Source organism: Metallumcola ferriviriculae, from assembly GCF_035573695.1.
GTDB classification, from domain to species: Bacteria; Bacillota; JADQBR01; order JADQBR01; family JADQBR01; genus Metallumcola; species Metallumcola ferriviriculae.
The window spans coordinates 2,298,732-2,319,348 of record NZ_CP121694.1 but is presented as its reverse complement, the minus strand read 5'-3'; the positions used below and the strand labels follow the sequence as shown (position 1 = coordinate 2,319,348).

Annotated in this window: 27 protein-coding genes and 1 tRNA gene; 25 read left to right on the top strand and 3 right to left on the bottom strand. The window is 42.6% G+C overall.

Annotated elements, in window-relative coordinates; all coding sequences use genetic code 11:
• Positions 1–43 precede the first annotated feature (43 nt).
• From MFMK1_RS11595 to MFMK1_RS11545, 11 genes are all read left to right on the top strand, one after another.
• On the top strand, positions 44–478 hold the full coding sequence (locus MFMK1_RS11595) for a Fur family transcriptional regulator (RefSeq protein WP_366921866.1): 435 nt from the start codon (positions 44–46) through the stop codon (positions 476–478).
• Between the two features lie 190 nt (positions 479–668).
• Positions 669–806, top strand: a complete 138-nt coding sequence (locus MFMK1_RS11590; protein WP_366921865.1) for a hypothetical protein — start codon at positions 669–671, stop codon at positions 804–806.
• A gap of 138 nt (positions 807–944) precedes the next feature.
• Positions 945–1,316: a 6-carboxytetrahydropterin synthase QueD gene (queD, locus tag MFMK1_RS11585; RefSeq protein ID WP_366921864.1), complete on the top strand. Its 372-nt coding sequence runs from the start codon at positions 945–947 to the stop codon at positions 1,314–1,316.
• A complete protein-coding gene (queC, locus tag MFMK1_RS11580) occupies positions 1,317–1,997 on the top strand; it encodes a 7-cyano-7-deazaguanine synthase QueC (RefSeq protein WP_366921863.1) in 681 nt (226 codons plus the stop codon).
• On the top strand, positions 1,975–2,529 hold the full coding sequence (locus MFMK1_RS11575; protein WP_366921862.1) for a DUF366 family protein: 555 nt from the start codon (positions 1,975–1,977) through the stop codon (positions 2,527–2,529). The genes queC and MFMK1_RS11575 overlap by 23 nt, the downstream gene beginning before the upstream one ends.
• A complete protein-coding gene (locus MFMK1_RS11570; protein ID WP_366921861.1) occupies positions 2,529–3,266 on the top strand; it encodes a 7-carboxy-7-deazaguanine synthase QueE in 738 nt (245 codons plus the stop codon). The genes MFMK1_RS11575 and MFMK1_RS11570 overlap by 1 nt, the downstream gene beginning before the upstream one ends.
• Positions 3,267–3,287: 21 nt before the next feature.
• Positions 3,288–3,851 (top strand): GTP cyclohydrolase I FolE, encoded by a 564-nt coding sequence (gene folE, locus MFMK1_RS11565; protein WP_366921860.1) that lies wholly within the window; start codon positions 3,288–3,290, stop codon positions 3,849–3,851.
• An 11-nt stretch (positions 3,852–3,862) separates the two neighbouring features.
• A complete protein-coding gene (locus MFMK1_RS11560; protein WP_366921859.1) occupies positions 3,863–4,030 on the top strand; it encodes a YpmA family protein in 168 nt (55 codons plus the stop codon).
• Positions 4,031–4,274: 244 nt separating this feature from the next.
• Complete coding sequence (gene lepB / locus MFMK1_RS11555; protein ID WP_366921858.1) at positions 4,275–4,799, top strand: signal peptidase I; 525 nt, start codon at positions 4,275–4,277, stop codon at positions 4,797–4,799.
• 20 nt (positions 4,800–4,819) lie between these two features.
• A complete protein-coding gene (gene surE, locus MFMK1_RS11550; RefSeq protein ID WP_366921857.1) occupies positions 4,820–5,569 on the top strand; it encodes a 5'/3'-nucleotidase SurE in 750 nt (249 codons plus the stop codon).
• Positions 5,570–5,620: 51 nt separating this feature from the next.
• Entirely contained in the window at positions 5,621–6,064 is a 444-nt protein-coding gene (locus tag MFMK1_RS11545; RefSeq protein ID WP_366921856.1) for a hypothetical protein, read from the top strand.
• Here MFMK1_RS11545 and spoVB read toward each other — a convergent pair.
• Positions 6,046–7,581, bottom strand: a complete 1,536-nt coding sequence (spoVB, locus tag MFMK1_RS11540; RefSeq protein WP_366921855.1) for a stage V sporulation protein B — start codon at positions 7,579–7,581, stop codon at positions 6,046–6,048. The two genes, MFMK1_RS11545 and spoVB, sit on opposite strands and share 19 nt — an antisense overlap.
• Positions 7,582–7,869: 288 nt before the next feature.
• Between spoVB and fusA the strand changes: the two genes are divergently transcribed.
• Positions 7,870–9,903 carry an elongation factor G gene (fusA, locus tag MFMK1_RS11535; RefSeq protein WP_366921854.1) on the top strand — a complete coding sequence of 678 codons (2,034 nt, stop codon included), beginning with the start codon at positions 7,870–7,872 and terminating at the stop codon, positions 9,901–9,903.
• Between the two features lie 93 nt (positions 9,904–9,996).
• Here fusA and MFMK1_RS11530 read toward each other — a convergent pair whose 3' ends face one another.
• Together MFMK1_RS11530 and MFMK1_RS11525 are read right to left on the bottom strand one after the other, a co-directional pair.
• Positions 9,997–10,209, bottom strand: a complete 213-nt coding sequence (locus MFMK1_RS11530) for a hypothetical protein (protein ID WP_366921853.1) — start codon at positions 10,207–10,209, stop codon at positions 9,997–9,999.
• 207 nt (positions 10,210–10,416) lie between these two features.
• Positions 10,417–10,492 (bottom strand) — tRNA-Trp (locus MFMK1_RS11525).
• A gap of 138 nt (positions 10,493–10,630) precedes the next feature.
• Here MFMK1_RS11525 and MFMK1_RS11520 point away from each other — a divergent pair.
• From MFMK1_RS11520 to MFMK1_RS11460, 13 genes are all read left to right on the top strand, one after another.
• Positions 10,631–11,554, top strand: a complete 924-nt coding sequence (locus tag MFMK1_RS11520) for a D-alanine--D-alanine ligase (protein WP_366921852.1) — start codon at positions 10,631–10,633, stop codon at positions 11,552–11,554.
• 710 nt (positions 11,555–12,264) lie between these two features.
• Complete coding sequence (locus MFMK1_RS11515; protein WP_366921851.1) at positions 12,265–12,429, top strand: hypothetical protein; 165 nt, start codon at positions 12,265–12,267, stop codon at positions 12,427–12,429.
• 257 nt (positions 12,430–12,686) lie between these two features.
• Positions 12,687–12,893 (top strand): hypothetical protein, encoded by a 207-nt coding sequence (locus tag MFMK1_RS11510; RefSeq protein ID WP_366921850.1) that lies wholly within the window; start codon positions 12,687–12,689, stop codon positions 12,891–12,893.
• 85 nt (positions 12,894–12,978) lie between these two features.
• Positions 12,979–13,158, top strand: coding sequence for a hypothetical protein (locus tag MFMK1_RS11505; protein ID WP_366921849.1), 180 nt, complete (start codon positions 12,979–12,981; stop codon positions 13,156–13,158).
• A 73-nt stretch (positions 13,159–13,231) separates the two neighbouring features.
• Positions 13,232–14,101, top strand: a complete 870-nt coding sequence (locus tag MFMK1_RS11500; protein WP_366921848.1) for a hypothetical protein — start codon at positions 13,232–13,234, stop codon at positions 14,099–14,101.
• Between the two features lie 16 nt (positions 14,102–14,117).
• Positions 14,118–14,879, top strand: a complete 762-nt coding sequence (locus MFMK1_RS11495; RefSeq protein WP_366921847.1) for a formate dehydrogenase subunit gamma — start codon at positions 14,118–14,120, stop codon at positions 14,877–14,879.
• Positions 14,880–15,026: 147 nt separating this feature from the next.
• Positions 15,027–16,109, top strand: a complete 1,083-nt coding sequence (locus MFMK1_RS11490; protein ID WP_366921846.1) for a cytochrome c3 family protein — start codon at positions 15,027–15,029, stop codon at positions 16,107–16,109.
• 375 nt (positions 16,110–16,484) lie between these two features.
• The gene (locus MFMK1_RS11485) at positions 16,485–16,667 is read left to right on the top strand and encodes a hypothetical protein (protein WP_366921845.1); all 183 of its coding nucleotides are present in this window, start codon (positions 16,485–16,487) and stop codon (positions 16,665–16,667) included.
• A 68-nt stretch (positions 16,668–16,735) separates the two neighbouring features.
• Positions 16,736–16,903, top strand: coding sequence for a hypothetical protein (locus MFMK1_RS11480; RefSeq protein ID WP_366921844.1), 168 nt, complete (start codon positions 16,736–16,738; stop codon positions 16,901–16,903).
• 256 nt (positions 16,904–17,159) lie between these two features.
• Positions 17,160–17,357 carry a hypothetical protein gene (locus tag MFMK1_RS11475; protein ID WP_366921843.1) on the top strand — a complete coding sequence of 66 codons (198 nt, stop codon included), beginning with the start codon at positions 17,160–17,162 and terminating at the stop codon, positions 17,355–17,357.
• Positions 17,358–17,649: 292 nt separating this feature from the next.
• Positions 17,650–18,606: a hypothetical protein gene (locus tag MFMK1_RS11470; RefSeq protein ID WP_366921842.1), complete on the top strand. Its 957-nt coding sequence runs from the start codon at positions 17,650–17,652 to the stop codon at positions 18,604–18,606.
• 12 nt (positions 18,607–18,618) lie between these two features.
• Positions 18,619–19,449 (top strand): formate dehydrogenase subunit gamma, encoded by an 831-nt coding sequence (locus MFMK1_RS11465; RefSeq protein ID WP_366921841.1) that lies wholly within the window; start codon positions 18,619–18,621, stop codon positions 19,447–19,449.
• Between the two features lie 13 nt (positions 19,450–19,462).
• Positions 19,463–20,554: a cytochrome c3 family protein gene (locus MFMK1_RS11460; RefSeq protein WP_366921840.1), complete on the top strand. Its 1,092-nt coding sequence runs from the start codon at positions 19,463–19,465 to the stop codon at positions 20,552–20,554.
• The last annotated feature ends 63 nt before the right edge of the window (positions 20,555–20,617 follow it).

Sequence of the window (20,617 nt, the reverse complement as noted above, 5' to 3'; positions counted from 1 at the left end):
AAAATGTAATTGATAAAAGTTATCAATGGGGTGGGAAACATTAATGCAACATGAACGCGCTAATAAGGTTTTTGAAATGTTGAAACAAAAAGATTATAAGGTGACGCCTCAGCGTAAAGAAATACTTACGTTGTTTTTAAAGAAGGACGGAGAACATCTGAGCGCGGAAGAGGTTTATCGGGTGTTACAAGAATCGCATCCGGAAATCGGGCTGGCAACTGTATATAGAACTCTTGACTTGTTTGCTGAATTAGATGTGTTGCAAAAACTCAGTTTTGATGATGGAAAAAACCGTTATGAGTTAAATGATAGTGAAATACATCATCATCATCACCTGATATGTCTTAACTGTGGCAAAGTGTTAGAATTTGGCGATGACCTATTGGAAGCGTTAGAAGAACAGATCACGGCAAAAATAGATTTTAAAATTATTGATCATAAGGTGAAGTTTTACGGCTATTGCAGTGGATGCTACTAGAGGATGTTCAAAAAGTCCATCGCAGGTGAGCGGCGAATTTCTGCGTTGCTCAGTCTTTGAGACTGCTCACGTACGCCACTAGTACGCTCCGCGTCTGAAAGCCTTCGCGCCTTGAACTTCTTGCTCCTGCTACGATGGCCTTTTTGAACACGCACTACTAGAAATAATTTCTTCTGAAGGAGGAGAGGACATGTTTAAAATTTTTACGGATAGTCTAGCTCAAAAACGTATTTCCCGTTTTCAAGAAGCTTTTGCGGCTACTGATACCATGCTTCATAATCATAGCCATGAAGATTGGAAAATGAGCTATATTCATAGCTTTAAGTAAACTTAATTGCAATCCCCTGTGTGAAACTAATGCAGGGGATTTTTAAATTTTAAGCTATTTTATTCGGCTGAGCAGGGAAAATTAAGTTATAGCAAGAATTTTACATAGATATGTCGAAAAATTGACGGGGGAAAGCAGATGTATGTTTTGACAGTAAAAAAACGGTTTAGCGCTGCTCATTTACTTAATAATTACCAGGGTAAATGTGCCAACCTGCACGGACATACCTGGTTGGTGGAAATAAATGTTTTTGGAAGTGAATTGGATGATAAAGGGATGCTGCTGGATTTTGGTTATCTAAAGGGCCAACTGGAAAAACTGGTAGGGGATTATGACCATCGTTACCTTAATGAACTACCAGATTTTCATGAGGTTAATCCCACTGCTGAAAACATGGCACGGATAATTTTTGATAAGGTTAAAGAATTTTTGCCAAAACATGTGTCAGTGGACTGTGTCACCGTGTGGGAATCCCCTGATGCTTCCGCTGTTTATAAGGAGGATAAGTAATTGAGCGGGGCCTTGGTTTTATTGTCAGGTGGTTTGGATTCTTTGGTCAGTTTGGCATTGGCTCGGGAAAAGCTGCAGGTATCTTTTGCTCTGACATTTGATTACGGGCAGCAGGCTGCGAAAAAAGAAATTGCTGCGGCAGTAGGTATATGTAACTATTATAGCTTGGCACATCAGGTGGTACAATTACCTTGGTTAAAGGAAATTGATAAATCGGCATTACAAATGACCGGCAATTTACCTCAGATGAATGATAAAGATATTGATAATCCTGATGCTGCTGGAAAAGCAGCGGCAGCGGTATGGGTTCCCAACCGCAATGGGCTTTTCACAAGTATAGCTGCGTGCTTTGCTGAAAGTCTTGGCATGGAATATATAATTGCTGGTTTTAATCATGAAGAAGCGGTAACTTTTCCTGATAATAGTGAGCAATTTGTGAAGCGGGTCAATGATTACTTGGAATTATCAACATTGTCCGATGTGGCGATATGGGCACCAACACAGCATATGGACAAGACCGATATAGTACGAGAAGGAATTAGATTGGGGGTTCCATGGCACTATATGTGGAGTTGTTATACCGGTGGGGACAGTTTATGCGGCCAGTGTGAAAGCTGCTTACGATTGTTACGAGCGTTTAAAGGGGCAGGTGTTAATTATGCAAAGCTTATGGATAGATAAAGCGCTTACCTACGATGGAACCCAACTAAGTTCATTGTTTGCATACAAAAGATTCCAACTGTTAGGAGATTCCATTATTGCTTTTCAAGGTCCTTGCCGCGTTCAATTAAGTGAAATGGTGGACGTGGAGGATGTGCTGGATAATGCTCCTATCAGTTCCGATATGATGCTGCATTTCATTGTGGAACATTTCATTAACGATATGTCATTAATGGTGACACGACAGCGGCTTTTGGTGTTGATAGTCAAGGAAGTGCTCGAAACAGTGAGTAAAGAAAAAATTGTGCGACAGGGCGACGACTTATTTTTCGATGGAAAATTATCGGTATCAATTGCCACATTGAGTCCGGTATCCGGACTTATTCATTTGGCGCTTAATATTACAAATGAGGGGACTCCCGTGAAAACTGCTTCTTTGGAGGATTTGGCTATTAGTGATGTCAGCGATCTGGCTCGGAAAATATTGGATGCGTATGTGGCTGAGGTTCAATCAATCGATCGGGCAAGGTGTAAAGTGAGAGGGGTCTTTTAATGGCAATAAACGTGCATGAAATTTTCTCTTCAGTGCAGGGTGAGGGTCTTTTCAGCGGCTGCCGCCATCTCTTTTTACGCTTATCCGGGTGCAACTTACGCTGTATGTATTGCGACACCCGAGTGAGTTTTTACCCCCCGGCAAAAGCGTCTGTATCTTATCCCGGCAGCTCTGACCCGGAAATGGTGGCAAATCCTTTCACCAAAGAAAAGTTGTTTCAAATACTGGCTGCAATGAAGCCGGAAAGGCATCACAGTTTGAGTATTACCGGTGGCGAGCCGCTTATGCAGCCAATGGCTGTAATGGAGGCGGCAGAACATTGGCAGGATAATGGCGGCAGGGTGTTACTGGAAACCAATGGAACCCTGCTGGATGCTTTTAGGAAAGTTTCCCATGCGATAGACATTGTCAGTATGGATATAAAATTGCCACCGGCAGTTTCGGCAACAGTTTGGAGGACACAGCAGGAATTTTTAGCTACGGCAGCAGAGGCATGTTCCTCTGTTTATGTTAAAATGGTGATAACCCCCGAAGTAACTCTGGGACTGCTTAAGGATATAGCGAATATGGTGGCAGCGGTAGACTGCTCCATTCCCGTGATTTTACAGCCAGTGACTTCTGAAAACGGGGATATCTACTGGCACGAGATGTTGGATTACTACCAATGGGAGTTGGCTGATATGCTGACTGAAGTAAGGATTTTACCCCAGCTGCATAAGTTGATGGGAGTACGTTAAACAGGCTTGGAGGTTAATAAAATGGATTTAAAACGAGTTGAAGAAGGCGTCAAAATGATCTTGGAGGCTATCGGAGAGGACCCCGGACGAGAAGGGTTACAGGATACTCCTGCTAGGGTCGCGCGTATGTACAAAGAGATTTTCTGCGGTCTGGAACAAGACCCCAAGGAGTACTTGCAGGTACTGTTCACCGAAGATCATGAGGAGATGGTTTTGGTGAAGGATATTCCTCTTTATTCCATGTGCGAACATCACCTGCTTCCTTTTTACGGCAAGGCGCATGTTGCGTATATTCCACGAAAGGGTAAAATAACCGGGTTAAGTAAACTGGCCCGGGTAGTAGAAGGATATGCAAAGCGGCCTCAACTCCAGGAAAGGCTGACTTCTCAGATTGCTGATTCAATAATGGAATCGCTAAATCCTAGAGGAGTAATAGTGGTTGTGGAAGCAGAACACATGTGTATGACTATGCGAGGTGTTAAAAAACCAGGGTCTAAGACCCTTACATCTGCTGTCCGAGGGATATTTAGGGCAAATGAAGCAACTAGAGCGGAAGCGTTCAGCTTAATACGTGAAAATAGTTAGGGGGGGAACTGGTGGCTGAGAAATTGATACCATTTGCTACCAAAACGCTGCCGGCGGACGACAAGCTCTTTCAAATGGTTGACTTTTTGAATAAGAGTTTAAAAGAGGATAATGTGATGTTCGGCCTAACCAAAGATACCGAGGCAGGCACGATGACTATAAGTATTTATCGTGTCTAATTTGTCAATGTCAGCTCCTTTATCATAAGATGCAGTAAAGGATGTTGGAAGGAGCAGCATGATGGAGGTATTGGATTACTGCTTGAAATGTTATTTGACCCTGTCCGGAAAGGATTGGGAATTGGTTTTTTCGCTACCGAATATGTTAGTTATTCGCTGCCCCCGTTGCCGGACAATGCATACTTGCTTTGCCGACGGTACTATTAAAATTGGCCGCTGAACTGGTCCATTAAGGAGTAAAATTATGAAAAGGCTGTGGATGTTAATAAAGGAAACGGTAATAACACTGCTGGTGGCATTGGCACTATCACTGGTACTACGTACTTATGTTGTTGAAGCAAGGGTGGTTCCAACAGGGTCAATGCTGCCAACAATTCAAATTAACGACCGCTTGTTGGTAAATAAGTTTATTTATGATTTCACCACTCCGGAGAGGGGTGAGATTATAGTATTTGCGCCTCCTGAAGTATTAAGTTCGGAAAACGATTATTTAAAGAGGGTTATTGGGCTGCCTGGAGAAGTGGTAGAGGTCAAAAGTGGTGAAGTCTTTATTAATGGGGTAGCTTTAAAAGAATCATACCAGCATGACCGTCCCGATTATAATTTTGGGCCGGTAAGGGTGCCGGATAATGCAATTTTTGTTTTGGGTGATAATAGAAATGAGAGTTATGATAGTCATGCCTGGGGTGCTTGGCTGACCCTGGATAGAATAAAAGGAAAAGCATTTTTGCGTTATTGGCCACTAAAACATTTTGCTATGCTACATTAATAACTGGAGGATTAGAATGTATGCGAATATTACTGACCAACGATGATGGAATAAATGCTAAAGGCATTAATGTCCTTTACCAGCATATTAAAGAACTTGGCGAGACTTATATCGTAGCTCCAGAAAGGGAGCGCAGCGCATCCGGGCATGGTATTACCGTACATAAACCACTGCGGGCAGATGAAAGAGAGAAAAGGCAATACGCTGTTTCCGGTACACCGGCAGACTGTGTGAAACTGGCTTTGGAAGCCTTGATGCCCGCGCCGCCGGACTTAATTATTTCCGGCATAAATCTAGGGCCTAACCTAGGTACGGACGTACTCTATTCAGGTACTGTCTCAGCAGCCGTGGAAGGAATTATGGCGGGGATACCATCTTTTGCGGTCTCGTTGGTTTCACATGATGGGGATAGTGATTTCAATTCAGCGGCAGAGGTTACGGCAAAATTATGCAGGAGGGTACATCTGAATGAAGTACCTCCGGAAACGCTGCTCAATATTAATGTTCCTGCCGTACAATATCAGCAGTTGAAAGGTATTAAGATTACAACGCTCGGTCTGAGGCGTTATGTGGATGCGGTGCAGGAACGGAAGGACCCCCGAGGTAAAAGTTATTATTGGTTAGCTGGAAGGGTTGAAGATATAAGTGCCGGAGACGATACGGATATCGCTGCAGTCAATGAACAGTTTGTCTCATTGACTCCGGTACATTTTGACCTGACCAACTATCGTATATTAGAGCAAATTAGATCGTGGCAGTTAGAAATTTAAAGTTCCCAGGTACCGGGGAACTTTATTTAATATCAAACTGCTAAGTCTTCTATGGCCCAAGCCAAGTTTCATTTAATACCAGTTAGAAAGCATAGCTCTGGGGAGGCATTAATTCAACTAGGGCTTCCGCCTGCGTCTAAAAAAGACTTAGACTTGGCCCAAGCCAAGTTTCATTTAATACCAGTCAGAAAGCATAGCTCTGGGGAGGCATTAATTCAACTAGGGCTTCCGCCTGCGTCTAAAAAAGACTTAGACTTGGCCCAAGCCAAGTTTCATTTAATACCAGTTAGAAAGCATAGTTCTGGGGAGGCATTAATTCAACTAGGGCTTCCGCCTGCGTCTAAAAAAGACTTAGACTTGGCCCAAGCCAAGTTTCATTTAATACCAGTCAGAAAGCATAGCTCTGGGGAGGCATTAATTCAACTAGGGCTTCCGCCTGCGTCTAAAAAAGACTTAGACTTGGCCCAAGCCAAGTTTCATTTAATAAACCTTTGAAATTGGTTGATGCTGATAGATTTAGTCAGTACTAAAATTAGCAAGTAGAGTCCGCCGCTGAATCCCAGTATGGGCAGTATCAACCATGGATTATATGTTTGCAGGTAATTATCCATATAATATGCCGTAAATGCCATGATTAAAGCAGCACCGGCTGGCGTGAGAAAAGTTTTAATAAAATTAATTCTAAAACCCACTGTCTGCCAAATGGTTAATAGGTTTAGGGTAGCAACAATGAAGAAACCCATATTTGCCGCAATGGCAGTCCCCCTTATACCCAGGTCAGGTAGTGCGGTAAGATAGTAAATGCCGGTCAGGGTAATAGCTGCTCCGCAGGCGGCGTTGAATAGTGAAGTACCTACTTTCCCCAAACCCTGGAGAATACCGGTTGTGGTCTGCTGTAGATAAAGAAAGAGTGCGCCCCAAGCTAATACCTTTAAGGGTACGCCGGCACTGGAAGTGGCAAAAAGCAGTTCACTCAAACGGTAGGGAAAGAGAAGAAAAATAACTACACTGGGTAATCCCAGTATTAAGGTAATCCGCAAAGCTTGATTAATTCGCTGCATAATTTGATGACTGTTCCCAGCCGTGATTGCTTCGGATATTGCCGGAACCAGTGTGATGGCTAGTGATACCGTAACCATGGTGGGCAGGTGTAGTAGAGTAACGGCGATACCGGAATATTGTCCGAACATTTCTGTTGCTTCCCTGATGGACAAGCCGGTGGCTTGAAGTCGTTGGGGTACCAGAGAAGCCTGAATGGTCATGGAAGTGCTGTAAACAATCCTTGTCAGTGTAATAGGAAATGCCAGATAAAATATCCCCTTAATAACAGATAACGCGCGTAAACTTCTAGTCCTCGAACGCTCATGCGGCTGCAGCCGCGGTCTCTTGAAAAGGAAAATTCCAATCATCAGCAGCAGTCCGATAAATTCTCCTGCAGCCATGCCGATGGCCATACCCATAGCCGCGAATTCCACACCATATGGAAGAAAATAATTAGCAAACCATAAACCCACGAAAAATCTGATAGTCTGTTCTACTACCTGACTTACTGCGGTGGGCGTCATTTGCTGCAACCCTTGAAAAAACCCCCTAAAAGCCGAACACACTGAAATAATAAATATTGCCGGTATCATTACCCAGAAACTCCAATATACCCGCGGGTCGCTGTAGAAATGGTCTATTATAAAGGGAAGGGTCTTGTAAAGAATAAGCGTTACCGTGGCACCGGCAACGGTAAGGAATGATAGAGCAATGCGAAAAATTCGATATGCACCAGAGAGATTATCCTTTGCCATTTCTTCTGCCACTAATTTGGAAATGGCCAGGGGAACGCCAGCTGTGGTAATTACTAATACCAGAATGTAAAAGGGAAAAACCATTTCATAGAGACCAATTCCTTCTGTTCCTATCAACCGTATGACCAAGATTTTATAGATGAATCCTAGTAAACGGTTATAGAAACTAGCCGTAACAAGTATGATGGCACCTTTTAAGAAAGTCTGTTTTGTCATAATTCACCTCCTGTCCACTGTTAAATTTATATGCTGGAAAAAAGATGATTAGAAACAATAGACGTGTAGGAATAGGTATAAATTTCCATGGGTAACATATTAAGAAATACAGGTTATAATTATCAAATGCCAAGATACATCCAATAATACAATAAGCAGAATATTACAACTAAATTTTGACTAAGGAAAAAAGGGTTTTTTACTATTTGTGGGAAATAAGTATATTTAAGAGGCGATTTAGGCAGCTTTAGCTTAATCAATACGGCAAATAGTTAAAGGAGGAGAAAGATGCAAGTATTTCAGTCCGACAAAATTAGAAATGTTGGTGTTGTGTCCCACGGCGGAGCAGGTAAGACTTCTCTGGTAGAAGCTATGCTTTACAATACGGGAGTCCTGTCACGTTTGGGTAAAGTGGATGAAGGAAATACGACTACAGATTACTTGCCGGAAGAAATTAATCGTAAGGTTACAATAAACACCGCCTTGGCACCCTGTGTCTGGAAAAATGTAAAGGTTAATCTCTTGGATACTCCTGGTTACTCCGACTTTATTGGAGAAGTAAAAGGGGCCATGCGAGTTGTGGACAGTCTCCTATTTACTCTCTGTGCCGTTTCCGGCGTGGAAGTGCAGACGGAAATTATTTGGGAATATGCTCAGGGTAAACAAAAACCTAAGATAGCTTTTATTAACAAAATAGATCGTGAGAATGCAAACTTCTACCGTGTAGTGAACAATATGAAGGAAATATTGGAAGGGAGCAGCATCGTTCCGATACAACTGCCTATTGGCGAGCAGGACAGTTTTAAAGGAGTCGTTAACCTGTTAGAAATGCAGGCATATGTTTATGCAGATGGGAAAGCCAGCAAAGGCGACATCCCGCCGGAACTTACAGACAATGCTAAGATTTACCGTGAAGCTTTGATTGAAGCAGCTGCTGAAGCCGATGACGAACTTTTGATGAAGTATTTAGATGGTGAAGAACTAACTGAGGATGAAATCAAAAAGGGTTTGAAGGCGGGAATTAAAAGTGGTAAAGTTACTCCGGTTTTGTGTGGGTCGGCAATAAATAACATGGGAGTTGACATGCTTCTAGACTTCTTATCAAGTCATGCACCGTCCCCATTAGATGTAATGGAAGGGGATAATTTACATGAAAAGCCGTTAGCAGCGCAGGCATTCAAAACAATTGCAGATCCATATGTCGGCAGGCTGACCTTATTTAGGGTTTTTTCAGGGGTATTCAAGGCAGATACATCTGTTTATAATGCCAATAAGGAAGAAGATGAAAAAATTAGTCAGGTATTTGTAATGCAGGGCAAGACACAGCACTCTGTGCCGGAGATAAACCCGGGCGATATCGGTGCGGTTACCAAACTTCAGTATACTACTACCGGGGACACATTGACCATTAAGCAAGATCCGCAGCTCTTGGAAGGACTTGATTTCCCGGTTGCGCACCTAACGGTTGCGATTTCGCCTAAATCTAAGGGAGACGAAGAAAAAGTGGGTAGTGCTCTCGCCAAAATCATGGAGGAAGACCCGTCCATCAAATTAGAAAAAAATATTGAGACCAAGCAGACTTTGTTAACCGGTATGGGAGAACTTCATTTAGACATCATTGTAGAAAGACTACAAAATCGATTTAATGTAGAGGTGGAAAGTTTTCCACCCAGAATTCCTTACCGGGAGACAATTCGTAAAGCCGTCCAAAAGGTGGAAGGCAAGCATAAGAAACAATCCGGCGGTCACGGTCAATACGGGCATGTATACGTTGATATGGTACCGGCAGATGAGGATTTTATCTTCGAACAGACAATTTTTGGAGGTTCAGTACCCAAACAGTATTTCCCGGCAGTTGAAAAAGGTATTCAAGAGGCGATGGTGGAAGGCAGCATTGCCGGTTATCCGGTAACCAACCTCAAAGTTGTGTTGGTGGATGGGTCATACCATGCAGTTGATTCATCAGAAATGGCCTTCAAAATTGCTGGTGCTCTTGCTTTCAGAAAGGCTATGCAGCAGGCATCACCAATACTGCTGGAACCTGTAATGAATTTAGAAGTTACTGTGCCGTCGTCTTACATGGGTGATATTATGGGCGACTTGAACGGTAAAAGGGGTAAGATTATGGGTATGGAGCCCAAGGGCAAATATCAGGTGATTAAGGCTCAAGCACCGTTGGGTGAACTGCATAGGTATCCCATCGATTTGAAGTCTATTACCCAGGGCCGAGGTACTTTTCATATGGAATTTGATCACTATGAGCAGGTGCCTGAGAACATTGCCCAGAAGATAATAGAAGAATCCAAAGCAGAAGGGGAATAGTTCTTTTTACCTGAAATGGTAGAAAAACAGACGGAACCGCCAATAAGGGCGGTTCCGTCTGTTTTAATATAGGAAGTTAAAAAACCGAGATTCTTATTCCCATTCAATAAATGCCTGCCCCTTTCCCGGTCCTCCGGTGCAGTAAGCGGTAGACTTTTTACATTCCGGGCATTTCCTGCCGTTTTTATCAAAAAACTGACTGACTATAAATACCTTGCGACATACCGGACAGGTAAAAGCAGCGTTGTTGCCGCGCCAATCATGCCCATGGATGTATCTTTTGGTCGTCAAATGTTTTTTTGGCATATCATCGCCACCTTTTTTATTGATTCAAAATCAAATTATGGACCCCCATTCAGTGGATCCTTTAAACCCTAGCAAATCAACTAAATTATACCAGAGGAACCGGTATGCGGCAAATATCTAGATCCTATAACGCATATAATAAAGATAGCAGAGGCCGATAAACCCCTGCTATAAATAGAAAAAAGCCGTATCCATTGATACGACTAGTGGCAGGGGAGACAGGAATCGAACCCGCAACCAACGGATTTGGAATCCGCTACTCTACCAGTTGAGCCACTCCCCTTCAGCAATATATATTTTAACAGGTTTTATGTTACTTTGCAAGTTGCAGTTTTTGCTATCTTCCGCTAAAATTTAAGATAGTAACTTATATATGCTTTCGGAAATAGAATGTAAGCTTATAAATAAGGGAGGAACAGCTGTGATTAAAGTAGCCGTGTTATACGGTGGGCAGTCGGCGGAGCGAGAGGTCTCTTTAAATACTGGTAAAGCTGTTTACCAGGCACTCATGGATGCCGGTTTTACAGCAGGTTTAATTGATGTGAGCCGAAATGTCGCTGCCGAACTGCAGACGATTTCACCTGATGTAGCTTTTATCGCCCTGCATGGCCCTGGCGGCGAGGATGGCGCAATCCAAGGATTATTGGAAACTATCGGTATTCCTTATACCGGCAGTGGAGTGCTGGCCAGTGCAATGGCTATGGATAAGATTGTCACCAAAAGGATTTTAGATGTTACAGGTATAGCTACCGCCGCCTATGCTGTTTTTGACAGTGGTAAAGATAACCTTGAAGAAAACTCAAAGGTCATCCGCAAAAACATTTCCGGCAAATTGGTGGTTAAAGCACCTAATCAGGGATCTAGTATTGGTATTTACTTTGTGGAACCCCAAGACAATCTGGAAAATGCAATAAAAGAAGCGTTAAAATATGATAAGAAAATTTTAATTGAGCGATTTATATCGGGTATTGAAGTGACAGCTTCAGTGATTGGCAATGATAAACCTGAAGTTCTACCGTTGATAGAAATCGTTTCGCATACCGGCGTATATGATTATAAAGCTAAATACACAAAAGGGTTAAGTGACCATGTTATTCCGGCGCGTATCACCCAGGATGCTACAAAAGTAGTTGAAAAGCTTTCAGTGGAGACATACCGTGCTCTAGGATGTAAAGGGCTGGCACGGGTGGATTTCATGGTGACAGAAGAGGGTGACCCCTTCGTATTGGAAGTGAACACCATCCCCGGAATGACAGAAACCAGCCTTTTCCCTGATGCTGCCAGAGCTGCCGGAAGGTCCTTCCCTGAACTGGTAGCAGAATTGGTTCGTTTAGCGATGGAATAACAACACCGCTGTGAGTTGTAACGTCTGAATATAATAAGCTAACCTCGAGCCCCGCAGTTATAGTTAACCGTGGGGTAATTTTTAAGGTATTAAGATTTAAGTAGCCGAAAATTGTATCTATATTTGGGCATATAAGCCCCTTTTACTAATTCTTAGGGTTGATTAATCGTAACGACTTATTTAATTTCTGTGTTTTTTTGATAGGACAGGCAAGTTTTGCTTCTACCATCATATCTATATAGTAAGAATAACTTTGTTAAAGAGGATGTTCAAAAAGTCCATTGCAGGTGAGCGGCGAATTTCTGCGTTGCTCAGTCTTTGAGACTGCTCACGTACGCCACCAGTACGCTCCGCGTCTGAAAGCCTTCGCGCCTTGAACTTCTTGCTCCTGCTACAATGGACTTTTTGAACACGCACTTAAAAAAGTTTAAATTTATTTTAAATAAATAAAGGGATTTTTCTTTTGACGCCGAATAACATTTTATAGAGTAATCTAAGAGTAATCTAAAAGTTTAGGCTTGGTTGTGAAATATCTAACTTACAACTTAATATTACAAAAGTCCGGAGACTTTAAGTCCAGAGGCCAGCAGAGAATGCTGGCTTTTTGTATTTTAATGCTAGCATTTTTTTCTATTTGTTGGGGGGGATAAGCTTTTTGGCCGCTTTAAGGTCGTCGGACGGAACGCTTAGTAAAGGGTGGGGGGAATACAATGAAAGACATTCGCTGTGAATGTAATAAGATTATTTGTCAGTTGGAAGGTAATGAGGTCATAATAAAATGCCGTCACTGTAAAAGGAATGTGGTAATAAAAGTCAAAGGAATAAATGAAGTTAGTGAAAAGAGCAAGAAAATTAAAGAGAAAATTGCAATTTGAAGTCCGGAGACTTTAAGTCCAGAGGCCAGCAGAAATTTTTTCACGCTGGCCTTTTCCTGTCAATGATGGAACTCTAGCCAGGGGGGTGAATGGGGAAAGGGCATGCAAATCTGACAAAAATCGGGTGGGAAGGAAAGGCGTCTATCAGGTAAATTGGGAAGTACAATGAAAAATAGTTTCATGAGTCCGGAGACTTTAAGTCCAGAGGCCAGCGCAAATTTGCGCTGGCCTTTTATGATTGAAAGGAGGAAATTTAAATGACATTGTTTTTGATCCTGGTAGCTGGTGCGCTGTTGGCTGTAACTTTTGGTTTTTCCAGTGGTTTATATTTGAGCAGGTATGTAATGGGATGGACTGAGGGTGCTTTATCTATTGCTTCCACTTTTGTTTTCGGCACGGCGATTAGCGTAGTAACTTTCGCAGTGGCTTTGGTCGTTGTCTGGCCGCCTTTTTTACCGATGTAATTTAATCATCAAGAGGTAGTGACTAGCACACGAAAAGCAGGCCGGAAATTGACCGCATAATTGAAAGTAATGAAGGGGGGATAGTATGGCAAAGGATGTGATGGGCGAATTAGAAAATTTAAGGTGCCAATGCGGCAAAATTGTCTGCCAGCTAAAGGAACAAGTCGTGGTAATTAAATGCCGCCACTGCAAACGCTTTATTATCATCAATACCAAGGGGTTTGAAACCACTGGCGGAGGGGAAAGAAAAGTTGAATACAAGTAAGAGTCCAGAGATATATCCAGAGGCCGGTTAAAATCTGCCGGTCACTATTTTCTTGGAAAGGGGTGAATCCCACGTGGCATACAAAAGAATTTTATTTTCGGTGCTGCTGTGTATGATGCTTATGCTGATTACCACGGCTGTGGCGCTGGCTGCAGAGGACAATGATTTCAGTAACGAAACATGTCTTCAATGCCACGGAGCCAAAAACTTTAGTGTAGAGCGAGAGGGCAAAACCATTCCATTATATGTAGATATTGAAAAATTTCAGCAGTCAACACATGGGACTAATTTATGTACATCCTGTCATGCCAATATTGACAGTATTCCCCATAAAAATGTAGTGTACGATGAAAAGTTGGCCGCGGAAATTGCCGAAGAGTGTGAAACATGTCATGGCGATGTAAATGCTGAATATCGTTCCAGCGTTCATGGGCAGTTAGAAGCCAAAGGGGAAAGTACGGCGCTTTGTGCCGATTGTCACGGGACCCACGGGATTAGGAAAAAAGAGGATCCCGAATCATTAATTCACCGCAATAATATTACCAATACATGTACTAAGTGTCATGACGAAGAGGTAAAAGAAAGTTATGCCGAAAGTTTTCATGGTAAGGCGGTGAACCTAGGAAGCAGTAACGCAGCTACTTGTGTCAGCTGCCACACCGGTCATAAAATATTAGGGCCGGAAGACCCTAAATCTACAGTAAGCAAAGAAAACCTTCCCGAAACCTGTGCGAAGTGCCATTTTAAGGCACAACCTAATTATGCGAAAGGCATTGAGCATTGGACTTTTGAGCCAACTGGGCCCGGGGCACCCATGTACTGGACGTTAAAGTTTTTCACTTGGTTGACTATAATGACTGTTACATTATTGGTTATTCATATTGAGTTAGAATTGGTTCGAAAATACAAGGAGGCCAAAGAGGGTCAGGATAACCAACATTAAGAAGGGGGGGGAAGATATGTTTTCTAGTGCCTATGGTAAACGCACCCGAAAGTTTGAGCGGTTTAACATCCATCAAAGAATTCAACATATTATGATGTTCGTCAGTTTCTTTATGTGCACTTTTACCGGCTTGCCGATCAAATATAATCACAGTTGGTGGGCACCAAAAGTTACTGCGCTGTTTGGCGGCTTTGACACTATGTTTACCGTTCACCTTATCGGTGCTGCCATTATGCTGGCATCTTCTGCATATCACCTGTTTTACCTAATTATTTATCCTATTATCAAGAAACAAATAAGTATCGCAACAGTACCCGCACTAAAAGATGTTAGAGATATCAATCAGCATATGCGCTACCTTTTGGGTTTGACAAAAGAAAAGGCCCGCTTCGATCGCTATTCCTACAAGGAGAAATTTGACTACTGGGCTGTATTCTGGGGAATTTTCATCATGGGTGGTTCAGGCCTAATGATGTGGTTTCCAAGTTTTTCTGCCGGCCTATTCCCCAGATGGTTGATTGAGAGCACGCGTATTGCCCATAGTGATGAGGCGATGTTGGCCATCTTGGCTATCTTTATTTGGCACTTTTACAACGTCCATTTCAGTCCCGACTTTTTCCCAATGAACTTTGTCTGGTTCCATGGCAAGATGTCCCATGAGTTAATGGAGCATGAGCATCCTGCGGAGCTGAATAAAATCTTGGAAAAAGAGCAAGGTGCCAATGAGAAAAAGGATCCGAAGGTTCCAGAAGATGATACCTCCAGATTAAATATATGAGGGGGAAGATAAGATGAGTAGTAACAAGTACAACGGTAATAGAATCCTCATTATTAGTGAAATGGCGATATACGCTTTAATACTTTTGTGGTTTCTTAAATCGTTTCTGCCGGTAGGTCTTATGTAACCGGAGAAGGGAGGTAGCTTATGAGTTCATCACCGTACAACGATGCGCCACCGAAAAAGCGTCGGCGTTTACTTAAACTACTGTTGATCTATGCAGTAATAGCCATTGTTGGCTACGGGCTTGGTTCTTTTTTGAAATATGATAAAAACCCGGAGGCCTGTGGCGGCTGTCATGCAATGCAGCCCCAGGTGAAAACCTGGCAGGTTACAGCCCATAATAATATAGATTGCGTTACCTGTCATGAGGATTTGTCTATGGCCACCTTTAAGTTTAGAGAGGGAACCGGGCGCTATCGTTTGCCGATTGAAAATACTAAGTTCATGGAAGACGATGTATGTCTCCAATGTCATAACCCAAAGCGGATTGTTACTCCGCCGGGGGACCTGGTAATTCCACATACTCTGCATATGGAAAAGGGCGTGGATTGCATTGATTGTCATGAAGCGGTGGTCCATGCAAATGTTAATAAAGAGGTGATGACCGAAGGATTAGACCCGGGAGACTTTACTTTGGAAATGGCGCAGGAATTGACCGAGCACGGTAATAGAATCCCAATGGATAAATGTATGCAATGTCATAATGGTGCTAAGGCCCCGAGAGATTGTAATGTCTGCCATACTGATAAACAGTCGCCGCCATCTCATGATGAGCTCCAATGGGGTACCGGGCACGGTCGTGAGGCTTTTAAAAACATCAATAGCTGTAATGAGTGTCATGAATATAATCTTGCTAAGAAACAAGCGTATGATGCTAGCGCTGACCCGTTAATTAATGTGCAGCGTGAAGCGCGTACAAATGGTTTTTGTTATAATTGTCACATTCAGAGACCGGTGACCCATACTAAGGTTTATTCAGTGGATCATCCGGATAAGGCACGTGAATTTGCGAAAGGTTGCCTGGCTTGTCATAATAAAGAGAAGGAACCTGAAACCGAGGTAGCGCCGCCAACCACTAATGTGTATTGCGAACAGTGTCACTTTACTCTGCATCCGTCCAACTGGCAAATAAAACACCCTGAAAAGGTGAGGGCAGATGGAGACGCGACTTGTTATTCTTGTCATGCCGCTACAAGCTGCGCTTCGTGTCACTCGAAAAGAAAATAGTTTTCTCAGATAATAATGACAGTTACGGTACCTGCCGTAACTGTTAATTTTTTGTTAAAAATTTCTAAACTTTTTTTGAATTGTTGAAGGAATTTTTCTATCGGTGAAGAATATAATGTATCAAAGAGACGAGAGGATGTAAGAAAGTTTGTGAATTAGAGTACAATTAAAACTAAAAATGCAACTCTATAAGACCCCTAACCGATAGGATGAGTCCGTGAGATTTTTAAGTATGGCCTACCTATTTTGGGGATGGCCATTTTTTATACCAGTTAGATAGTATCTGGAAGATGGTTGTTAGGAAACTGAGAGGAGGGATATAAGAAAAAAGCTAATTCTAATACTTGATCATTTTAAGGGTTGGGTGGGGATTTTATGCAGGACATAAGATGTGTGTGCAATAAGATTATATGTCAAGTAGACGAGGGCGCAATTGTAATTAAATGCCGTCATTGCAAAAGATTTATCATTATTCGAACCCATGGCGATGTGACGGTGGAGACCTCGGTGAATGACAAAAAAGTAAATATGGACTATAAAAAGATAAGTAGTCTATAGACTAAGAGTCAAAAGGCTAGCATCGGGGGTGGATGCTGGCTTTTGCTATTATTCAAGGGGGAATCCTAATGAAAGACTTCCGGTGTACCTGTAAGAAGATTGTTTGTCAAATAGAGGGCGATGTGGTAATCATCAAATGCCGTCATTGCAAGCGTTACATTCATATTCATACCAAAGGATTAATTGACGTTGAGTTTAAAGTGGACGACGCTGTTAAGCACCTAAACATCGGCTAGATTAATTTGGACGTGAAAAAAGTTAATACCTTTACAGTCCGTAGTCTGGTAGACTTTAAAGTCCGATAGACTGGTGACCATGTGTTTTTTCATATGGGTACCAGTCTATTTGTTTTAGAGGATGTTCGAACACGCATTAAAAGTGCATATACAGCAGGTCGAGGTCTGTTAGGCGTTTACAAGCCAGAAAGACTAGCACCGTTATCACGGGGTTAGTCTTTTGTGTTTTTAAATACACCTGAGGGAGGTAAGAGCCATGAATGATTTTTTCCGCTGCCAGTGTAAAAAGATAGTTTGCCAAGTTGTAGAGGATACCATTATCATCAAATGCCGTCATTGTAAGCGTTATGTACACATTAATACAAAGGGTATCAACAGTATCCAGTTCAAACTTACTGCGGACACTGGCAAAGGAGAACCCCAAATCATTGAGTTTGATGAATGTGATAAGTAAGTTTTTTAAGGCGTATAGCCCAAATCAATAAGAAAGAGGTGAGCCATAATGATGCGTATCGCACTAGGTAACTTTTTCACGTACTTTTTAACAGCATGGTTTGTTGTCGCCTTTGCTTTGATAACATTGTCCGGCGTACTTTTCCTGCTCACGATGTTATACCATGCAGTAGTATGAGATTATTTATCTAGGGTAACCCAAAGACTCACTCCGAAGGCCCCGCAGCCTAGAGAATAAGCTTGAGGAAATTCAAGCCACAGCCGTTAAAGGCTAACGAGAGGAGTGAGTTCGTATGTGGAAAAATAAGTTGGGAAACATCTGTGCATACGTATTATCTGGCTTATTCGTAACAATCTTTCTAGTGGTAATAGTATCAGGAATGTTTTTTGGTTTCTTCCTCTTTGCTAGGACTGCTTTTGCAGTGGATAGTTCTCAGGCAGCGGAATTAATAAATCAACAATGTTTGCAATGTCATGGTGAAAAAGGTTTTACGGTGCAGCGAGATGGGAAAAATATTTCCCTGTTTGTCTCGGAAGCGACCTATAAAGAATCCGTACATGGTACAAACGCCTGCACCACTTGTCACCCGGGAATGGAGAAGGATATGCCGCATAAATCGGCAGTATACGGACAGGCATTGCAGCAGAAAGTCTTACAGGAATGTGAGGCATGTCATGATAAGGTTACCAAAGACTATCGTACCAGCGTGCACGGCAAATTGGCCTCCGCGGGCAAAGAAACCGCGTACTGCGGCGATTGTCATGGTTCCCATAACGTCTTAAAGAAGGAAAATCCGGAAGCTATTTACTACCGGTTGAATATCTCAGACACTTGTGCTAATTGTCATGACGGTAAAGTGATGGACACATACAAATATAGCTTCCACGGTACTGCAGTTAATTTTGGCTACACCAAGGCGGCTACATGCGCGGATTGTCATGGAAACCACACTATATTGGCAGCTGAGGACCCACAGTCAATGGTATCAGCCCAGAATAGACCGGAAACATGTGCTCAATGCCATTTTTTTGCCAGAGACGGGTTTGCAAAAGGCATGGAGCACGTTACGCCACAAGACAAAAAAGCGGCACTTCCTTTATATATAGTTTGGAAGATATTTATCGTTTTGATAATCTTTGATTTTGCCAAGGACGGAAGCATAGTTATCTTTGAATTGATACGTCAGCTGCGCGGTGTGAACGAAGTTAAGAAACATACAAAATCCAAAGATACGGGTCTAAATGCTTAGGGGGGTGAGCTAATGAGTACTAAAGAAATTGTAATTCCGAAGAAGATCAAAAGATGGAACAGACACCAGCGCTACCAACATTTATTGCTAGCCTTAAGTGTAATTATGTTGGTAATAACCGGCTTCCCAATCAAATATGGAAGTTGGGGCTGGTCCCAGGTGGTCGTGGACCTATTTGGTAGCTTCCATAATATGTTTATGACGCACTTAACATTCGGGGTTATCATGCTTATCAGCGGTGTGTATCATCTTATTTGGATGGTAGGGTATTTTGCCAGAAAGGGCCCCAGTTGGGCCATGGTTCCTACCTTTAAGGATGTTAAAGACGCAGTTCACCATGCAAAGTTCTTACTTGGCATAACCAAAGAGCCGCCTCGATATGATAGATACACCTACTTGGAAAAATTTGAGTACCTAGCAGTTTTTTGGGGAATTATCGTGATGGGCGGAAGCGGTTTGATACTGTGGTTTCCCGGTATGTTCGGCTGGCTGACAACTACCGGCTTACACATTACGCGTATTGCCCACACCAATGAAGCGTTTGTGGCCATGCTGGCAGTAGTATTGGGGCACTTTTTTTCAGTACACTTCAATCCCCATGTATTTCCCAGCAGTAAAGTTTGGATTAACGGCAGCATATCCAGAGAGCATATGGAAGAAGAACACTTGTTGGAGTATGAAAAGCTCTTAGAACAATACCGCAAGGATGGGGTTCCGGTGGTTAAGCATGAACATCATAGTCGTTTTGCTAAGAGTCGCAAGTTAATCATTTTCGAACTGGTGGTCTATGTTACGGTAGTTATTCTACTTATGGTAACATTTATTCCACTACTGTTTGTGTAGAGGAGGGCGAAATATGGGTTCAAAGAAACTTTACACCGAAAGGCGCCCTAAGAAAGGCAAAGGAAGGCTGCTTATTATCTATCTTGTAATTGCTGTGGTCGGGTTCGGTTTAGGATCCTACCTAAAATATAGCAGCAATCCTAACGCATGCAGTGGGTGTCATGCTATGAAACCCCAGGTAAAAACATGGCAGGTTACGGCGCATAACAATATTAAATGCGATGCGTGTCATAAGAATGTATCTCTGCCAACGTTTGCATTTAGGCAAATGACTGAAAGGTACAAACTGCCGCTGACAACTGATGTGCTGGTGGAGGATGAAACCTGTTTGGGCTGTCATAACCCTAAAAGAATCGTGACACCCCCGGGCGATTTGGTTATTCCCCACTATTTGCATTTGGAAAAAGGAATTGACTGTATTGACTGTCACGATAATGTTACCCACGCCAATGTTTCAGAAAAGGTGATCGCTGCGGGGATAGACCCGAATACGTTTACTATTGATGATGCGGCCAAAGTTGCCACAATGGGTAACAGGATTCCAATGGATAAATGTATGGAATGCCATAACGGTGCCATGGCCACTAGAGATTGCAATGCATGTCATAATGATAAGACAGCACCAACTAATCATGGTAATGAGACATGGGCGATAAGACATGGGATAGAGGCCTTTAAAAATGTTGATGGTTGTAATGCTTGCCATGAATACGATGTTGCGAAAAAAGGTGAGTTTCAGTCAGAGGACGACACATTGATTAACGTGCGCAAGGTAGCCAGAACTAATGCCTTCTGCTATAACTGCCACATTGATCGTCCGCAAAGTCACACCAAGGTATATTCGGTGGATCATCCCGAGAAGGCCAGGGCTTTCCCGGAAGGCTGCTTGGCTTGTCATAATAAAGATAAAGAGGAGCAGGTGGTATCTGCTCCTACAACCCAAGTATATTGCGAGCAATGCCATTTTAGCTTACACCCGGCAGATTGGGAACCGAACCATAAAAATAAAGTTCATCAGGACGGAGACGCCCAATGTTACGACTGTCATGATGCCTCTAGTTGTGCATCGTGTCATAAACAGGCACGTAAAGATGGAAGAATATAACAGATATATCAAGAGACTGCCTCGAACCTTCTTGGGGCAGTCTCTTTTTGCTTTTAGAGGAGG

Coding starts and splice junctions, on each gene's coding strand:
- MFMK1_RS11595 (WP_366921866.1), top strand. CDS start 44: ATGCAACATGAACGCGCTAATAAGGTTTTTGAAATGTTGAAACAAAAA.
- MFMK1_RS11590 (WP_366921865.1), top strand. CDS start 669: ATGTTTAAAATTTTTACGGATAGTCTAGCTCAAAAACGTATTTCCCGT.
- queD (WP_366921864.1), top strand. CDS start 945: ATGTATGTTTTGACAGTAAAAAAACGGTTTAGCGCTGCTCATTTACTT.
- MFMK1_RS11575 (WP_366921862.1), top strand. CDS start 1,975: ATGCAAAGCTTATGGATAGATAAAGCGCTTACCTACGATGGAACCCAA.
- MFMK1_RS11570 (WP_366921861.1), top strand. CDS start 2,529: ATGGCAATAAACGTGCATGAAATTTTCTCTTCAGTGCAGGGTGAGGGT.
- folE (WP_366921860.1), top strand. CDS start 3,288: ATGGATTTAAAACGAGTTGAAGAAGGCGTCAAAATGATCTTGGAGGCT.
- lepB (WP_366921858.1), top strand. CDS start 4,275: ATGAAAAGGCTGTGGATGTTAATAAAGGAAACGGTAATAACACTGCTG.
- surE (WP_366921857.1), top strand. CDS start 4,820: ATGCGAATATTACTGACCAACGATGATGGAATAAATGCTAAAGGCATT.
- MFMK1_RS11545 (WP_366921856.1), top strand. CDS start 5,621: ATGGCCCAAGCCAAGTTTCATTTAATACCAGTTAGAAAGCATAGCTCT.
- spoVB (WP_366921855.1), bottom strand. CDS start 7,581: ATGACAAAACAGACTTTCTTAAAAGGTGCCATCATACTTGTTACGGCT.
- fusA (WP_366921854.1), top strand. CDS start 7,870: ATGCAAGTATTTCAGTCCGACAAAATTAGAAATGTTGGTGTTGTGTCC.
- MFMK1_RS11530 (WP_366921853.1), bottom strand. CDS start 10,209: ATGCCAAAAAAACATTTGACGACCAAAAGATACATCCATGGGCATGAT.
- MFMK1_RS11515 (WP_366921851.1), top strand. CDS start 12,265: ATGAAAGACATTCGCTGTGAATGTAATAAGATTATTTGTCAGTTGGAA.
- MFMK1_RS11510 (WP_366921850.1), top strand. CDS start 12,687: ATGACATTGTTTTTGATCCTGGTAGCTGGTGCGCTGTTGGCTGTAACT.
- MFMK1_RS11505 (WP_366921849.1), top strand. CDS start 12,979: ATGGCAAAGGATGTGATGGGCGAATTAGAAAATTTAAGGTGCCAATGC.
- MFMK1_RS11495 (WP_366921847.1), top strand. CDS start 14,118: ATGTTTTCTAGTGCCTATGGTAAACGCACCCGAAAGTTTGAGCGGTTT.
- MFMK1_RS11490 (WP_366921846.1), top strand. CDS start 15,027: ATGAGTTCATCACCGTACAACGATGCGCCACCGAAAAAGCGTCGGCGT.
- MFMK1_RS11485 (WP_366921845.1), top strand. CDS start 16,485: ATGCAGGACATAAGATGTGTGTGCAATAAGATTATATGTCAAGTAGAC.
- MFMK1_RS11480 (WP_366921844.1), top strand. CDS start 16,736: ATGAAAGACTTCCGGTGTACCTGTAAGAAGATTGTTTGTCAAATAGAG.
- MFMK1_RS11475 (WP_366921843.1), top strand. CDS start 17,160: ATGAATGATTTTTTCCGCTGCCAGTGTAAAAAGATAGTTTGCCAAGTT.
- MFMK1_RS11470 (WP_366921842.1), top strand. CDS start 17,650: ATGTGGAAAAATAAGTTGGGAAACATCTGTGCATACGTATTATCTGGC.
- MFMK1_RS11465 (WP_366921841.1), top strand. CDS start 18,619: ATGAGTACTAAAGAAATTGTAATTCCGAAGAAGATCAAAAGATGGAAC.
- MFMK1_RS11460 (WP_366921840.1), top strand. CDS start 19,463: ATGGGTTCAAAGAAACTTTACACCGAAAGGCGCCCTAAGAAAGGCAAA.